This is a genomic window from Embleya sp. NPDC055664, assembly GCF_053618075.1.
The window spans coordinates 114731-131228 of the sequence record NZ_JBSHGZ010000026.1 but is presented as its reverse complement, the minus strand read 5'-3'; the positions used below and the strand labels follow the sequence as shown (position 1 = coordinate 131228).

11 protein-coding genes are annotated in these 16498 nt (G+C 72.2%); 5 read left to right on the top strand and 6 right to left on the bottom strand.

Annotated features, from left to right (window positions below; all coding sequences use genetic code 11):
* Positions 1-69: 69 nt before the first annotated feature.
* The gene (locus tag ACWGR4_RS32925) at positions 70-696 is read left to right on the top strand and encodes a TetR/AcrR family transcriptional regulator (RefSeq protein ID WP_078977487.1); all 627 of its coding nucleotides are present in this window, start codon (positions 70-72) and stop codon (positions 694-696) included.
* A 271-nt stretch (positions 697-967) separates the two neighbouring features.
* Here ACWGR4_RS32925 and ACWGR4_RS32920 read toward each other — a convergent pair whose 3' ends face one another.
* Positions 968-2329 carry a glutamine synthetase family protein gene (locus tag ACWGR4_RS32920; protein WP_078977486.1) on the bottom strand — a complete coding sequence of 454 codons (1362 nt, stop codon included), beginning with the start codon at positions 2327-2329 and terminating at the stop codon, positions 968-970.
* A 516-nt stretch (positions 2330-2845) separates the two neighbouring features.
* Here ACWGR4_RS32920 and ACWGR4_RS32915 point away from each other — a divergent pair.
* The gene (locus ACWGR4_RS32915; protein ID WP_380003136.1) at positions 2846-4633 is read left to right on the top strand and encodes an NAD+ synthase; all 1788 of its coding nucleotides are present in this window, start codon (positions 2846-2848) and stop codon (positions 4631-4633) included.
* Between the two features lie 72 nt (positions 4634-4705).
* On the opposite strand, the gene ACWGR4_RS32910 is transcribed toward ACWGR4_RS32915, so the two are convergent.
* The 3 genes from ACWGR4_RS32910 to ACWGR4_RS32900 form a co-directional block, all read right to left on the bottom strand.
* Entirely contained in the window at positions 4706-5761 is a 1056-nt protein-coding gene (locus ACWGR4_RS32910; RefSeq protein ID WP_452129336.1) for an endonuclease/exonuclease/phosphatase family protein, read from the bottom strand.
* 114 nt (positions 5762-5875) lie between these two features.
* The gene (locus tag ACWGR4_RS32905; RefSeq protein ID WP_452129337.1) at positions 5876-6592 is read right to left on the bottom strand and encodes a TetR/AcrR family transcriptional regulator; all 717 of its coding nucleotides are present in this window, start codon (positions 6590-6592) and stop codon (positions 5876-5878) included.
* A gap of 1 nt (position 6593) precedes the next feature.
* Positions 6594-8201 carry an MFS transporter gene (locus ACWGR4_RS32900; RefSeq protein WP_452129338.1) on the bottom strand — a complete coding sequence of 536 codons (1608 nt, stop codon included), beginning with the start codon at positions 8199-8201 and terminating at the stop codon, positions 6594-6596.
* 268 nt (positions 8202-8469) lie between these two features.
* On the opposite strand from ACWGR4_RS32900, the gene panB reads away from it, so the two are divergent.
* Positions 8470-9351, top strand: coding sequence for a 3-methyl-2-oxobutanoate hydroxymethyltransferase (panB, locus tag ACWGR4_RS32895; RefSeq protein ID WP_380003132.1), 882 nt, complete (start codon positions 8470-8472; stop codon positions 9349-9351).
* A 68-nt stretch (positions 9352-9419) separates the two neighbouring features.
* Positions 9420-10226: a site-2 protease family protein gene (locus tag ACWGR4_RS32890; RefSeq protein ID WP_452129339.1), complete on the top strand. Its 807-nt coding sequence runs from the start codon at positions 9420-9422 to the stop codon at positions 10224-10226.
* Here the strand turns inward: ACWGR4_RS32890 and ACWGR4_RS32885 are convergent.
* Both ACWGR4_RS32885 and ACWGR4_RS32880 read right to left on the bottom strand, forming a co-directional pair.
* Positions 10199-11404 (bottom strand): AI-2E family transporter, encoded by a 1206-nt coding sequence (locus ACWGR4_RS32885; protein ID WP_452129340.1) that lies wholly within the window; start codon positions 11402-11404, stop codon positions 10199-10201. The two genes, ACWGR4_RS32890 and ACWGR4_RS32885, sit on opposite strands and share 28 nt — an antisense overlap.
* A 171-nt stretch (positions 11405-11575) precedes the next feature.
* On the bottom strand, positions 11576-11773 hold the full coding sequence (locus ACWGR4_RS32880; RefSeq protein WP_078977480.1) for a DUF3046 domain-containing protein: 198 nt from the start codon (positions 11771-11773) through the stop codon (positions 11576-11578).
* 101 nt (positions 11774-11874) lie between these two features.
* Here ACWGR4_RS32880 and ACWGR4_RS32875 point away from each other — a divergent pair, with 101 nt between their 5' ends.
* Positions 11875-16479, top strand: a complete 4605-nt coding sequence (locus ACWGR4_RS32875) for an ATP-dependent helicase (protein WP_452129341.1) — start codon at positions 11875-11877, stop codon at positions 16477-16479.
* Positions 16480-16498 lie beyond the last annotated feature (19 nt).

Below are 16498 nucleotides of genomic sequence, written 5' to 3'. Positions count from 1 at the left end.
GAGGCCTCCGTAGCGACGAGCCGCCATACGCCACCGTACGGGACGTCACCCTACGTTAGCGTAGGTGCCATGCGCAACGGTGTTCCCTCGGAGAGGGTTCAATCAGACGACGAACCGGAACGGTCCGCTCGCCCCGGCCGCCGCACCCTCAGCCGAGAGGACTGGGCTCGAGCGGCCCTGGAGGCGATGCGGGAAGGCGGCCTGGGCGCGGTCGCGGTGGAACCCCTCGCGGAACGCCTCGGCACCACCAAGGGCAGTTTCTACTGGCACTTCAAGGATCGCGACTCGCTCATCCAGGCCGCACTGGAGCGCTGGGTGGCCGAGTCCGAGGAACTGATGGCCGCGGCCGAACGGATCGAGGATCCGGTCGAGCGTGGGCGCCGACTCACCGAGTACGCGTTCACCGCGCCCAGCGGCGCGGACATCACCACCACACTGCTGATCCACGCCCAGCACCCGGTGGTCGGCCCGATCCTGGAGCAGGTCACCCGCCGGCGGCTGGAGTTCGGCGCCCGGCTGACCGAGGAGTTGGGCCTGCCCGCCGACGCCGCCTACCGGCATGCGCTGACCGCGCTGACCATGACCGTCGGCATCGCGCTGATCCGCCGGGGCGCGCCGCAGCTGCTGCCGCAGGGCGAGGAGAAGGACGCCTACGTCCGCTACATCCTGGAGTTGCTCGGCCCGCCGATGTCCTGAGCGCGGACGTCCTGAGCGTGGACGTCCCGGGCGCGGACGTCCCGGGCAGGTCCCGGGCGAGGGTGCCCCGGACACGGATGCCCCGAGCCCCCGGCGGCCCATACGTCCGACCGCCCCGCGCCGCCCGACGACCGACGGCCCGATCCCCCGGCGGGGTCGGGCCGTTCGACGTGGTGGAGCCCCGGAGTCGGGACGGTGCCGGACCGGGAGCGGTGCCGGCCGCGAAACGGAGCCGGGGCGGTGCCGGACCCGCAGCCTTGCCGGCGCCGCCTCAGAGCACCGGCAGGTAGCGCTTCAGCTCGAAGGGAGTCACCTGCTGGCGGTACTCCTCCCACTCGTGCCGCTTGTTGCGCAGGAAGAACTCGAAGACGTGCTCGCCCAGGATCTCCGGCAGCAGCTCGCTGCGCTCCATCAGCGCGATCGCCTCGGCCAGGTTCTGCGGCAGCGGCGCGATGCCGAGCGCGCGCCGCTCGGCGTCGGTCAGCGCCCACACGTCGTCCTCGGCGCCCGGGGGCAGCTCGTAGCCCTCCTCGACGCCCTTGAGCCCGGCGCCGAGCAGCACCGCGTACGCCAGGTAGGGGTTGCACGCCGAGTCGATCTGGCGCACCTCGATCCGGGTGGACTGCCCCTTGGTGGGCTTGTACATCGGCACCCGCACCAGGGCGGAGCGGTTGTTGTGGCCCCAGCAGATGTACGACGGCGCCTCGCCGCCCATGCCCGCGGTGCGCGCCGATGCGCCCCACAGCCGCTTGTACGAGTTGACCCACTGGTTCGTGATCGCGGCCATCTCGCCCGCGTGCCGCAGCAGCCCCGCGATGAACGAGCGGCCGACCTTGGAGAGTTGGTACTCGGCGCCGGCCTCGTAGAACGCGTTGCGGTCGCCCTCGAACAGGGACAGGTGCGTGTGCATCCCCGAGCCCGGGTGCTCGGAGAACGGCTTGGGCATGAAGGACGCGTGCACGCCCTGCTCCAGCGCGACCTCCTTGACCACCAGGCGGAAGGTCATGATGTTGTCCGCCGTGCTCAGCGCGTCGGCGTAGCGCAGGTCGATCTCCTGCTGGCCCGGCGCGCCCTCGTGGTGGCTGAACTCGACCGAGATGCCCATGTTCTCGAGCATGGTGATCGCCTGGCGGCGGAAGTCCTGGCCGACCGGCTGCGGGGTGTGGTCGAAGTAGCCGCTGTGGTCGATCGGCGTCGGCGGGGTCCCGTCGACCGGCTTCTCCTTCAGCAGGAAGAACTCGATCTCGGGGTGCGTGTAGAAGGTGAAGCCCTTCTCCGAGGCCCGCTCCAGGGTGCGCTTGAGCACGTAGCGCGGATCGGCGAAGGACGGCGAGCCGTCGGGCATCAGGATGTCGCAGAACATGCGAGCGGTACCGGGGGCCTCGGCCCGCCACGGCAGTATCTGGAACGTGGCCGGGTCCGGCTTGGCGAGCATGTCCGACTCGTGCACGCGCGCGAAGCCCTCGATCGCCGAGCCGTCGAAGCCGATGCCCTCGGCGAACGCCTGCTCGAGTTCGGCCGGTGCCACCGCGACGGATTTCAGGAAGCCGAGCACGTCGGTGAACCAGAGCCGCACGAACCGGATGTCGCGCTCCTCGAGGGTGCGGAGCACGAACTCCTGCTGCTTATCCATAATTCCCTATCCTTGCAGGTCGGACGGCCTGTGAGCGATCGGCAGGGGCACCGCGGGCACCCGAGTATCCCGCTGCGGGGTTTCGAGCACATTACGTGCCCTTTGCGTTGCGTCCTCGGCCGCGTACTGCTAACGCCGTGCTTCGCCACGCCCCGTGCTCCGGTACCCCGAAACCGCTCGGGGACGACCTGCGGGGCGGCTGTTTCGTGCGGCATCACACCCGTCGGGGAATCCCGTCGGGCGAGTCGTCGGGGCCCGGTGGTGAACCGTGCCAAGGGTATCCTCCGGGCGGTTCGACGCCGAGCCCCGGGCCCGCCCGGGCGGACGCCTTTCGCCCGCTGTTGGCCTGCGGTTTTCCGTCCGGCCGAGGGGCCGCCACCGCACGCCGCGTCCGGTCCGCGCGGACGGGTCGCGGATGGGTCGTGGGCGGGTCGTGGGCGGGCCACGGGTGGCTTGCGCCGGGCCCTCGTCGACTATTCGTCACTTTGACGTCAAGGGTCGGGTACATTGGAACGCGTGACCCGGATTCGCATCGCCCTCAGCCAGATCGACCCCACGGTCGGCGACCTCGACGGCAACGCCGAACTGGTGGTCGGCCGCACCCGGCGGGCCGCCGAGCGCGGCGCGACACTCGTGGCCTTCCCGGAGATGGCCCTGACCGGCTACCCCGTCGAGGACCTGGCTCTGCGCTCGTCCTTCGTCGAGGCATCCCGACTGGCCATGGAGGGCCTCGCCGACCGGCTCGCCGCCGAGGGGCTGGGCGAGATCGCGGTGGTGGTCGGGTATCTGGACCGGTGCGAGGAGTCCGCGCCGCGCCTGGGCCGTCCGGCCGGCGCCCCGCAGAACGCGGTCGCGGTGCTGCACCGGGGCCGGATCGTGGCCCGCTCGGCCAAGCACCACCTGCCCAACTACGGTGTCTTCGACGAATACCGCTACTTCGTGCCCGGCGACCGGCTCCTGGTCGTTCGGATCGGCGGGGTGGACATCGCGATCGCGGTCTGCGAGGACCTGTGGCAGGAGGGCGGACCGGTGGCCGCCGCGCGCGCCGCCCGAGTGGGTCTGCTGCTGTCGATCAACGCGTCGCCGTACGAGGTGAGCAAGGACGATTCGCGGCTCGACCTGGTCCGCCGCCGGGCCCGCGAGGCCGACTGCACACTCGCCTACGTCAACGCCTTCGGCGGGCAGGACGAGCTGGTCTTCGACGGCGACTCGCTGATCGTGGACGCCGAGGGCCGGCTGCTCTCGCGCGCCGCACAGTTCCACGAGGAACTACTCGTGGCCGACCTGGACCTGCCGCAGCGCACCGTCGACGCCCGACTCGCCCGCACGGACGACACGGTGGCCGACGACCTGACGATCCGGCACGTGGTGCTGACGGAGGAGTCCGCGCCGCCGCCCGCGCCCGCCGCCGAGCACACCATTGCGCCGGCCCTGTCCGACGACGCGGAGATCTACCGGGCACTGGTCACCGGTCTGCGCGACTACGTGGCCAAGAACGGCTTCAAGTCGGTCCTGCTCGGCCTGTCCGGCGGGATCGACTCGGCCCTGGTCGCGGCGATCGCGGCCGACGCGGTGGGCGGCGGCAACGTGTACGGCGTCTCGATGCCCAGCAGCTACTCCTCCGAACACTCCAGGGACGACGCGGCCGACACCGCCGAGCGCATCGGGCTCGACTACCGGCAGGTGCCGATCGCGCCGATGGTCGACGCCTACCTGGCCGCGCTCGGGTTGACCGGCCTGGCCGAGGAGAACCTCCAGGCACGGGTGCGCGGCACCACCCTGATGGGCCTGTCCAACCAGGAGGGCCACCTGGTCCTGGCCACCGGCAACAAGAGCGAGCTGGCCTGCGGCTACTCCACCCTGTACGGCGACGCGGTGGGCGGCTTCGCACCGATCAAGGACGTGCCCAAGACCGCGGTGTGGCGGCTGGCCCGCTGGCGCAACGCCGAGGCCGAGCGGCGCGGCGAGGTCGCGCCGATCCCGGTCAACTCGATCACCAAGCCGCCCAGCGCCGAGCTGCGGCCGGGCCAGGTCGACACCGACTCGCTGCCGCCCTACGAACTGCTCGACGACATCCTGGACGACTACGTCGAACGGGACATGGGCCGCGACGCGATCGTGGCCGCCGGCTTCGAACCGGCACTGGTGGACCGCATCCTGGCCCTCGTCGACACCGCCGAGTACAAGCGGCGCCAATACCCCCCGGGCACCAAGATCTCCCTCAAGGCCTTCGGCCGCGACCGCCGCCTACCCATCACCAGCCGCTGGCGCGAAAGCGGCCGACCGGGAGCCGGACCGGCCTGAGCCCGCAAGCCGGGACGCCCGCAGGGCCCGACCGATGCGGTCGGGCCCTGCGGCAGGCGACTTCGCGATGCCTCACTTCAGGCGCAGGTCCGCCTGGACCGGCTTGTGGTCGCTCGGGGTGCTGCCGAGGACCTTTGCGTCGGCCGCGGTCATGCCTCGGTACATGATGTGGTCGATCGCGGCCATGGGGAACGACTCGGGCCAGGTGAAGCCCATGCCCGTGCCCGCCGTGTCCTGGGCGTCGCGCAGGTAGCGGGTGACCGGGCGCAGCGCGCGGTCGTCGGTGGTGCCGTTGAGGTCGCCGACCAGGATCACGTGCGGCGCGGTCTCGACCGCGAGCGACGAGGCGAGCCGGTCGATCGTGCGGTTGCGGTCGCCGACGGTGAAGCCGCTCGGGCCGAAACGCACCGACGCCAGGTGCGCGACGTAGAAGGGCACGTCGCCCTTGGGCGTGGTGATCACGGTGCGCAGCGCCCGGGTGAAGCCCATCCCGACGTCGATCGCCTCGGCCTTGCTCATCAAGAAGCGGGCCGTGGTCCACACCGCCACCGTGCCCTCGTGCTGCACGTTCGGGTAGCGGTCCTTGAGCACGGCGTTGTACTGCTTCCACGCGCCCTCGGGCAGTTCCTCGAGCGCGATCACGTCGGCGCCCGAGCCGAGCAGCGAGCGCGCGGTGCCGGCCGGGTCGGGGTTGCCCGCGTTGACGTTGTGGCTGACCACCCGCAGGTCGTGCGGGCCGCCGCCGCGGCCGGGCAGGAAGAAGCCGCCGAACATGGTCACCCAGACCAGGACCGGCAACATCGTCGCGGCGACCGCGGTCCACGAGCGGCGGATCGCCGCGCAGACCAGCAGCACCGGGACGACCAGGCCCGCCCAGGGCAGGAAGGTCTCGATGAAGCTGCCCCAGTTGCCCGGGGTGTTGGGCACGAGCCGGTGGAAGGCCATCGGCAGCGCGGCCAGCACCGCGAACACCGCGATCACCCGGCCGCGCCGCCACGGCGGGGTGCGCCAGACGCGGACCGCGCCGTCCCGGATCGATTCCCACGACCAACGTGACCCGCGCCGCGAACCGCCGTCGCCGGCCGGCTGCGGCTCGGCTCCGGTGTCGGTCGTGGTGGGCCACGTCATGCTGCCTCCTGATATCCCGGGGTACGGGTCCCGACTGTCTGCGTCAACGTACGAACAAAACGTCGCCTACGTCGAAACGGACGCCGGGAAGCGGCCGATAGGTTCCCTTTGGGCTCAGGAGCGAGCGCGGATTCCGCCGAGCAGCGCGTCCGCGAGTTGGCCCGGCAGCTCCGGATCCAGACTCGCGTTCTCCCGTACGAGCTTGCGTACCAGTATGGGGCCCGTGACGAGGTCCATCAGGACTTCCATCGGAAGGTCGGCGCGCAGCTCGCCGGAGTCCATCCCGCGCTGGAGCAGATCCCGCAGGATCGCCCGGCGCTTTTCCACCACCACCTCGTGGTAGCGCCGATGCAGCTCCGGGTGGTTGCGGATCTCGCCCGCGACCACCCCCATCAGGCCGTCGCCGCGCTTGTCGATGGCCTGCCGGCGCATGTTCTCCAACACGCTGACCAGGTCCTCGCGCAACGAGCGGCCCGCGAGCACGGTCGGGGTCACCTCGGCGGCCTCGATCGCCGCGATGATCAGCGCCTCCTTGCCGGGCCAGCGGCGGTAGATGGTGGCCTTGCCCACCCCCGCCTCCTGGGCCACCGCCTCGACGGACAGGCCGGTGATGCTTTGGTGCTCGGCGAGCAGTCGCAACGTCGCGTGCAGGATCGCCCGTTCGGCCTCTTCGCTGCGGGGCCGACCCCGGCGCGGCTTGTCCGCCGCGCCGGAGTCTTCGACGTCGATCCCGACGGTGGGGCCGACGTCGGCCTCGACGGCGGGGTCGGTGTGCACGGTGGGGTCGGCCGGCGTCGGCTCGACCGCTGATCGGGATGTCGCAGGCTGCATGTCAGACCTTCGCGGAGCGCTGTTCCTCGACGGGCTCCCCGGGTCGGCCCGCTCCCGGGGCAGTCTGCCCGGCATCGCGGCGCGGCATCCACAGGAACACCACGACCGCGCCGATCAGGCCGACCACCGCCGAACCGATCGAGGCCGCGTGCATCGCGTCGATGAAGCCGTCCTTGGCCGGGTCGACCAGCGCCGCACCCCGGTCGCCGAGCCGGCCGGCGACCGCGAGGGTGGCCTCGACCGAGTCGCCGGCCGGGCCGCGCGGCACGTTCGGCGGCAGCTTGTCGAGGTCGCCGGAGATCCGGTCCCGGTAGACCGAGGACAACACCGAACCCAGGATCGCCACGCCGAGGGCACCGCCCACCTGGCGCACGGTGTTGCTGACCGCGGATCCGGCGCCGGCCTTCTCGCGCGGCAGCGAGGACATGATCGAGTTGGTGGCCGGCGGCATCACGTGCGCCATGCCCGCGCCCTGGAAGAAGAAGACCACGCACAGGATCCAGATCGGCGAGGTGCGGTCCATCCAGAGGAAGGACAGGAAGCTCAGGCCGACCAGCAGCATGCCGCCGGTGGTCACCGCGCGCACCCCGAACCGCTTGACCATCACCGAGCTGCGCGCCGAGAACAACAGTTGCGCAACGGCCAGCGGAAGCAGCAGCAGACCGGTCTGGAGCGGGGTGTAGCCGCGCACGCTCTGCAGGTAGAAGGCCATGAAGAAGGTCACGCCCAGGAGCGCGAAGAAGACCAGGCCGATCGCGGCGGCCGCGGCGGAGAACGCCGGGTCGCGGAAGAACCGCACGTCGAGCGCGGGGTGGTCGCTGCGCTTTTCGAACCGGACGAAGAAGGCGAGTACGGCCAGGCCGAGCACGATCGTGCCGATCACCTCGATGCTGCCCCAGCCCGCGTCGCCGCCGCGGATGATGCCGTAGACCAGCGAGACCAGGCCCGCGATGGACAGCACCACCCCGATCGGGTCGAGCCGGCCCGGGCGGGGATCACGCGAGTCCGGCACGAGCACCAGCATCGCGACGATGCCGACGATCACGATCGGGACGTTGATCAGGAACACCGAGCCCCACCAGAAGTGGTCCAGCAGCGCGCCGCCGGTGATCGGGCCGATCGCGATCGCGAGACCCACCGCGCCGGACCAGATGCCGATCGCCTTGGGCCGCTCCTGCGGCTCGAAGACGTTGCTGATGATGGAGAGCGTGGCCGGCATCACGAACGCGCCGCCGAATCCCATCACCGCGCGCGCCGCGATCAGTTGCCCCGGGTTTTGCGAGTAGGCGGACAGCAGCGAGGCGAGACCGAAGATCACCATGCCGAACAACAGCGTGCGTTTGCGACCGAAGCGGTCGCCCAGGATGCCGGCGGTGAACAGCAGGCCGGCGAAGACCAACGTGTAGGAGTTGATCGCCCATTGGAGTTCGCTCTGGGTGGCACCCAGACCCTTGTCCGGGTCGGCGATGGTCTTGATCGCGACGTTGAGGATGGAGTTGTCGAGGACGACGACCAGCAGGCTGATCACCAGGACGCCGAGGATGGCCCAGCGCCGGCGGTGTATGTGCTCGTCGACGGTGCGTATCGGGGGAACGTTCGCTGCGGTCACGGGTGAGGCTCGATTCGTACGACACGTGGACACTGCTCGATTCCCCTTCAGGCTAGCGAGCCTTTACGAAACGAGACGGTCTCGTATTGCAAAGCCTCGGCAAACGTCGCGGCCCGCGACCTGCACGCGACCGGCTCCCGACCGGCTCCCGACCCGCCTCCGGCCACCCGGAATCCCCCGCCCGACGCCTCTGTTGTGCTGTTCGGAGGCATGTCACCATGGCCTTGTCCGGGGACGCCGTCCGAGCGCCTCGAGTCGGGAGAACACCATGTCCAGCAACAAGTCCGCGCAGCCGATATCCGCTTCGGCCGAGGGTCCGGGACTGACCCTGTACGGCGGCGACGGAACCGGGCGCCGGGTCACCGTGCGCGACCTGGCCCGGGCCAAGCGGGCCGGCGAGCGGTGGCCGATGCTCACCGCGTACGACGCGATGGTCGCCTCGGTCTTCGACGACGCGGGCATCCCCGTACTTCTGGTCGGCGACTCGGCCGGCAACAACCACCTCGGCTACGAGAACACCGTGCCGGTCACGATGGACCAGCTCGTGATGCTCACCGGCTCGGTCGTGCGCGGCACCAAGCGCGCGCTGATCGTGGCCGACCTGCCGTTCGGCTCGTACCAGGAATCCCCCGAGCAGGCGCTGCGCAACGGCGTGCGCTTCCTCAAGGAGGCCGGCGCCGGCGCGGTCAAGCTGGAGGGCGGGCGGCGCTCGGTACCCCAGGTCGAGGCCCTGGTCGCCGCGGGTGTCCCGGTGATGGCCCACCTCGGGCTCACCCCGCAGTCGGTGCACGCCTTCGGCGGCTACCGGGTGCAGGGGCGGGACGCGGAGAGCGCCGAGCAGTTGATCGCCGATGCCAAGGCGATGCAGGCCGCGGGCGCGTTCGCGGTGGTCCTGGAGTGTGTGCCGGAGGAGCTGGCCGCCCGGGTCACCGACCTCCTCGACATCCCCACCGTCGGCATCGGCGCGGGCGCGGGCACCGACGCACAGGTGCTGGTGTGGACCGACATGGCCGGCATGACCACCGGCCACACCCCCAAGTTCGTCAAGCAGTACGTCGACCTGCGCAGCGCGCTCGGCGACGCCGCCAAGGCGTTCGCGGGCGACGTGGTCGGCGGTGCCTACCCGGCACCGGAACACGCGTTCCACTGAGTGTCCCGGCAGGGCCGTACGATGCGAACTCCCGGTCGTACGGCCCTTCCGCCCGTCTGGAGCAGTTCGTGACGCACCCCCATGGAGATTACGGCCGCCGTCCCGCGGCCGGCTCGCTGCGCCATGTGCGGCCGAGCCCGGTCTTCCTCGCCATCGTCGCGGTCTGCGTCGCCTCGGGCTGGTACGCGTGGCACGACGACGGCACCTCCGAGCCCGCCACCCGCACCAGCGTGTTCCTGCTGGTCATTTCGGGTTGGCTGGTCTCGTTGTGCCTGCACGAGTTCGCGCACGCCTTCGCCGCGCTGCGCTCGGGCGACCACAGCGTGGTGGGCAAGGGTTATCTGACCCTGGACCCGCTCAAGTACAGCGACCCGCTGCTGTCCTTCATCCTGCCGACCGTCTTCGTGCTGCTCGGCGGGATCCCGCTCAGCGGCGGCGCGGTCTACCTGGACCGCGGCGCGATCCGCGGCCGGGCCCGCAACAGTTTGGTGTCGGCGGTCGGACCGCTGACCAACGCCGTGCTGGCCGGCGTACTCGCGCTGCTGCTGTCGTCCGGCGTGGTGGACGGGGCGAGCGCGACCTTCGTGGCCGCGTTCTCGTTCCTGATCCAGCTCCAGGTGATCGCGGCGGTGCTGAACCTGCTGCCGGTGCCGGGTCTGGACGGATACGGCGTGCTGGAGCCGTGGTTGCCCTTCGAGTTCCGCCGGGCCATCGCACCGTACGCGCCCTACGCGATCCTGTTCCTGTTCGCGCTGCTGTGGTCGCCGTCGGTCAACCACTACTTCTACGACGTGGTCGACCACATCACCGACGCGCTGGACGTGTCGCCATACCTGGCCAACGACGGCTACCGGCTGTTCCGCTTCTGGTCCTGAGCGTCCGTATCCCCCGCCGGGTCCCCGCTCCGCCGCCACAGCCGGCTCAGCCGACCCGGCCGCCTCGGCGGCCGGGTCTCGTCGGGCGTCAGGTGGTGTTCGGGCACCTCGTAGCGGTGCAGGTAGCTCCCGATGAACGCCTGCGCGGTGGCCGTCACCGGGATCGCGATCAGCGCGCCCACCGCACCGAGCAGCGCGGCGCCCGCGATCACCGAGCCGAACGCCACCGCCGGGTGGATCTCCACCGTGCGCGCGGTGATCCTCGGGTGCAGCAGGTAGTTCTCGAACTGCTGGTAGGCGGTCGCGAACAGCACCACCCACACGGCGGTCGCCGGGCTCACCGTCAGCGCGATCAGCGCGGGGAGCACGATCGCGATGTAGGTACCCACGGTCGGTACGAACTGCGAGATCAGCCCGACCCACAACGCCAGCGGGATCGCGTACGGCAGGTCGAGGACCAGGAACGCGACGTAGTGCGCGAACGCCGAGATCAGCGCGAGCGCGGCGCGCGAGTAGAGGTATCCGCCGGTCTTGTCGATCGCGATCTCCCACCCGCGCAACACCTCGGCCTGGTGGCCGGGCGGCAGCAGCGAGCACACCGCGCGCCGTATCCGCGGGCCCTCGGCGGTGAAGTAGAAGGTGAACAGCGCGATGGTGAAGAGCTGGAACAGCGCGCCGACGATCCGGGCGGACCAGCCGAGCGCGTGGTTGGCCACCTGCTCGGCGTAGCCCTGCACGGTGCCGGTGTCCTTGAAGATCTTCCCCTGGACCTTCTCCACGGTCAGATCGGTGCCGAAGGTGCGGTTCACCCACGCGACCAGGTCCTCCAGGTAGCGCGGCAGGTGGTTCGCGAAGGCGACCACCTGGTCCACCAGGAGCGAGCCGACCACGGCCAGAAATCCTGCGCAGGCCAGGAAGACCACCACAAAAGCGATCGCGGTGGCCACGCCGCGCCGCATCCCGCGGCGGGCGAGCCGGTCCACGGCGGGCTCGAACGCGAGCGCGAGGAAGAAGGCCACCAGCAGGTCGATCAGCAGCGTGCGCAACTGGTTCAGGGTCCAGCCGAGCAGCCGGAAGCCGGCGATCATCACGAGGACCAGGAACACCGCCCGCGGCAACCAGGACGGCATGCGGTCGCGCGCCGCGACCCGGGTGGTCCGGGTGTCGGGTGTGGTCACGTGGGCTCCCTGTCCGGTCGCGTGGCATGTGTGGTGCCATGCGTCGTATGACAGAAAGAGACTAGAGCGTCACGCTGGGTCGTTTTGTGCAGATTCGCCCGCACGGACCGGCGCGACGAGGCCGAGCACGCCGCGCGCCGGCTCCGCCGGGTCCCGGCCCGGTCGCCGGGCTCAGGCGCGTTTGGTGGTCGGCAGGTCCATCGACACGCACACGCCCCGCCAGACGTCCTTGGCGTCGATGCCCGCGGCCAGTGCCTCGTGCACGGTACGCCCGCCCAGTTCGGACATCACGTGGTCGCGGGCGAAGGACTCGAAGTACGAGTCGCCGAAGTGCGCGCGCATGCGTCGCCAGAAGTCGGTGAGTCCCATACGACCAGTATCCCGGTGCGGGCCGGCCGGCCCGCCGCCCACACCGCCGCCCGCCTGTCGGCCGACGCGAATGTCGGAGCCACCGGGCACCATGGGGAGTTATGCCACACGACGATTCCGCTTCCGTCCTGGCCGGCTTCTCCCCCGCCACCCGGGCGTGGTTCACCGGCGCCTTCCACGCGCCGACCCGGGCCCAGGAGGGCGCCTGGCGGGCGATCGCCGAGGGCAAGGACGCGCTGGTCGTCGCCCCGACCGGTTCCGGCAAGACGCTCGCCGCGTTCCTGTCCGCGCTCGACCGGCTCGCCGCCGAGCCGCTGCCGGAGGATCCCCGGCGACGCTGCCGGGTGTTGTACATCTCGCCGCTCAAGGCGCTCGCGGTCGACGTCGAGCGCAACCTGCGCAGCCCGCTCACCGGCATCCGGCAGGCGTCGGTGCGGCTGGGCCTGCCCGAGCCCGAGGTGACCGTGGGGGTGCGCTCCGGCGACACCCCCACGGCCGATCGGCGCCGGTTCGCGACCAAGCCGCCGGACATCCTGATCACCACGCCCGAGTCGTTGTTCCTGCTGCTCACCTCGCAGGCCCGCGAGGCGCTGCGCGGGGTGGACACGGTCATCGTGGACGAGGTGCACGCGGTCGCCGGCACCAAGCGCGGCGCACACCTGGCGCTGAGCCTGGAGCGGCTGGACGAACTCCTGGAGCGGCCCGCCCGCCGGATCGGCCTGTCGGCGACCGTGCGCCCGGTCGACGAGGTGGCCCGGTGGATGCGCGCCACGGGCGAGGTGCACGTGGTCCAGCCGCCGTCGGCCAAGACGTTCGAGCTGTCCGTGGTGGTCCCGGTCGAGGACATGGGCGAGTTGGGCGGCGGCACCGGCGACTTCGACGAGGCCGGCAACGAGCGCAAGACCTCGGTGTGGCCGCACGTCGAGGAGCGCATCGTCGACCTGATCCAGGCGCACCGCTCGACCATCGTGTTCGCCAACTCGCGCCGCCTGGCCGAGCGGCTGTGCGGCCGGCTGAACGAGATCGCCTACGAGCGGGCGACCGGCGAGGAGTTGCCGCAGGACGCCTCGCCCGCCGAGCTGATGGCCCAGGCCGGGAGCAGCAAGGGGGCGCCGCCGCTGCTCGCCCGGGCCCACCACGGCTCGGTGTCCAAGGAGCAGCGGGCCCAGGTGGAGGAGGACCTGAAGGCAGGCCGGCTGCCGGCGGTGGTGGCCACTTCCAGCCTGGAGCTGGGCATCGACATGGGCGCGGTGGACCTGGTCGTCCAGGTCGAGTCGCCGCCCTCGGTGGCCTCCGGCCTGCAGCGGGTGGGTCGGGCCGGCCACCAGGTGGGCGCGGTCTCCCGGGGCGTGGTCTTCCCGAAGTTCCGCGGCGACCTGGTCCAGACCGCGGTGGTCACCGAGCGGATGCGCGAGGGCGCGATCGAGTCGGTGCGCGGGCCGCGCAATCCGCTGGACGTGCTCGCCCAGCAGATCGTCTCGATGGTCTCGGTCGAGGACCGCGACGTGGACGCGCTGCTCGCGCTGATCCGCCGGGCGGCGCCGTTCACCGCGCTGCCCGCGTCGGCCTTCGAGGCGACCCTGGACATGCTCGCGGGCCGCTACCCCTCCGACGCGTTCGCCGAGTTGCGCCCGCGCATCGTGTGGGACCGGGTGGCCGGCGTGTTGTCCGCCCGCCCGGGCGCGCAGCGGCTCGCGGTCACCTCCGGCGGCACCATCCCCGACCGCGGCCTGTTCGGGGTGTTCCTGGTCGCGGGCGAGGCGAAGTCGCGCGTGGGCGAGTTGGACGAGGAGATGGTCTACGAGTCGCGCGTGGGCGACGTGTTCACGCTCGGCACCTCCTCCTGGCGGATCGAGGACATCACCCACGACAAGGTGCTGGTCTCGCCCGCCCCCGGGGTGCCCGGCAAGCTGCCGTTCTGGCACGGCGACGCGCTCGGCCGGCCGGTGGAACTGGGCCGCGCGCTGGGCGCGTTCGTCCGCGAGGTGGGCGCGCTGCCGGCGGATCGGGCGCGCGAGCGGGTGGCCGCCGCGGGCCTGGACCCGTGGGCGGTGGACAACCTCCTCGGCTATCTGGGCGAGCAGCGCGAGGCGTGCGGCCACGTCCCCGACGACCGGACCATCGTGGTCGAGCGTTTCCGCGACGAGCTGGGCGACTGGCGCGTGGTGGTGCACTCGCCGTTCGGCGCGCAGGTGCACGCGCCGTGGGCGCTGGCCATCGCGGCCCGGCTGCGCGAGCGCACCGGTCTGGACGTACAGACGATGCACGGCGACGACGGGATCGTGCTGCGGCTGCCCGACACCGGCGACCCGTTCGGCGACGCCCCCGAGGACTTGGCGGCCGGTGCGCTGCCGCCGGACTTCGCGGTGTTCGAGGAGGCCGAGGTCGAGCCGCTGGTGACCGCCGAGGTGGGCGGCTCGGCGCTGTTCGCGTCGCGCTTTCGCGAGTGCGCGGCCCGCGCGCTGCTGCTGCCGCGCCGGATGCCGGGTCGGCGCACCCCGCTGTGGCAGCAACGACAGCGTTCGGCCCAACTGCTCGCGGTGGCGAGCGAGTACGGCTCGTTCCCGATCGTCCTGGAGACGATGCGCGAGTGCCTGCAGGACGTATTCGACGTACCCGGCCTGACCGGGCTGATGCGCGACATCGCCACGCGCGCGGTGCGCATCGTCGAGGTGACCACGACCGAGCCGTCGCCGTTCGCCCGCTCGCTGCTGTTCGGCTACGTCGCACAGTTCATGTACGAGGGCGACTCGCCGCTGGCCGAGCGGCGGGCGGCGGCGCTGGCACTGGACTCGCGACTCCTTGCCGAGTTGCTGGGGCAGGCCGAGCTGCGCGAATTGCTGGACCCGGAGGTGTTGGCGCGCACCGAGAGCGAGTTGCAGCGGCTGGCCGAGGATCGCCGGGTGCGGGACGCGGAGGGGGTGGCGGATCTGCTGCGGTTGCTCGGACCGCTGACCACCGCCGAGGTGGCGGCGCGGGCCGAGCCGGGCTTCGAGCAGGAGTGGCTGACCGCTCTGGAGCGGGCCCGGCGGGTGATCCGGGTGCGGATCGCGGGCGAGGAGCGCTGGGCCGGCATCGAGGACGCCGGCCGGTTGCGCGACGCGCTGGGCACGCCGCTGCCGGTCGGGGTCCCCGAGGCGTTCACCGAGCCGGTCAAGGACCCGCTGGGTGATCTGCTGGCCCGGCACGCGCGTACCCACGGGCCGTTTCGCGCGGGCGAGGCCGCGGCCCGGTTCGGCCTGGGCGTGGCGGTGACCACCGGCACGCTGGAGCGGCTGGCCGCGAACGGGCAGGTGGTCTCCGGCGAGTTCCGCCCGGGCGGGTCCGGCCTGGAGTGGTGCGGCGCCGAGGTGTTGCGGATGCTCCGCCGTCGTTCGCTGGCCGCACTGCGGCACGAGGTGGAGCCGGTGCCGCCGGTCGCCCTCGCCCGCTTCCTCACCGCGTGGCAGGGCGTGGGGGCGAGCGGGGTGCGCGGCTTGGACGGCCTGGTCCGGGTGATCGAGCAGTTGCAGGGCGCGAGCGTGCCCGCGTCGGCGCTGGAGAAGCTGGTGTTGCCCTCGCGCGTGGTCGGCTACACGCCCGCGATGCTGGACGAGTTGTGCGCGGCGGGCGAGGTGCTCTGGGCCGGGCACGGCGCGCTGCCCGGCAAGGACGGGTGGCTCTCGCTCTACCTCGCCGACGCGGCTCCCTACCTGCTGCCGCCTCCGGTGCCGCTGGACACGGGCGATCTGCACCGGGCGATCCTGACCGCGCTCGACGGCGGCTACGCGCTGTTCTTCCGGCAGTTGACCGAGCGGCTGGCCCCGGAGACGCCGGCGTCGGAGGCGGCGATCGCCGAGGCGCTGTGGGACCTGGTGTGGGCCGGGCGGGTCACCGGGGACACGCTCACCCCGCTGCGCGCGCTGCTCGGCTCGGGGCGCACCTCCGGCTCGACCGCGCACCGGGCCCGGCGGGCGACCCCGCGCGGGCGGTACGCGGGCCTGAGTCGGGGCCGCCCCGTGGCGAGCGCGCGCACCGGGCCGCCGACCGTGGCCGGGCGCTGGTCGCTGGCCCCCGTGCCCGAGCCGGACCCGACCCGGCGCGCCCACGCGCTGGCCGAGACGCTGCTCGACCGGCACGGCGTGGTCACCCGCGGCGCGGTGGTCGCCGAGGGCAGCCCCGGCGGCTTCGCGGCGGCGTACAAGGTGCTGAGCGTGTTCGAGGAGGGCGGCCGGGTCCGCCGCGGCTACTTCGTGGAGGGCCTGGGCGCTGCCCAGTTCGCCGCCGACGGCGCGGTGGACCGGCTGCGCGCGGTGCACAACGCGAGCGAGCGCCGCGAACCGCACGAGCGGCCCGGCGCGGTGGTGCTGGCCGCCGCCGACCCGGCCAACCCGTACGGCGCCGCGCTGCCCTGGCCGGACCGAGCGGGCGAGGCCGGCGGCGGCCACCGGCCCGGGCGCAAGGCCGGCGCGCTGGTGATCCTGCTCGACGGCGAGCCGATCCTGTACGTCGAACGCGGCGGTCGCACCCTGCTGTCCTGGACCGACGACCCGGATCGGGTGGGTCCGGCGGCCGCGGCGCTGGCCGACGCCGTGCGCGCGGGCGCGCTGGGCAAGCTGACCGTGGAGAAGGCCGACGGCGCCGAGGTGCTGACCTCCTCGCTGGGCAAGGCGCTGGAGGCGGCCGGGTTCCATGCCACCCCGAAGGGGCTCCGCCTCCGAGGGTGACATCGTTTCGTTACACGAG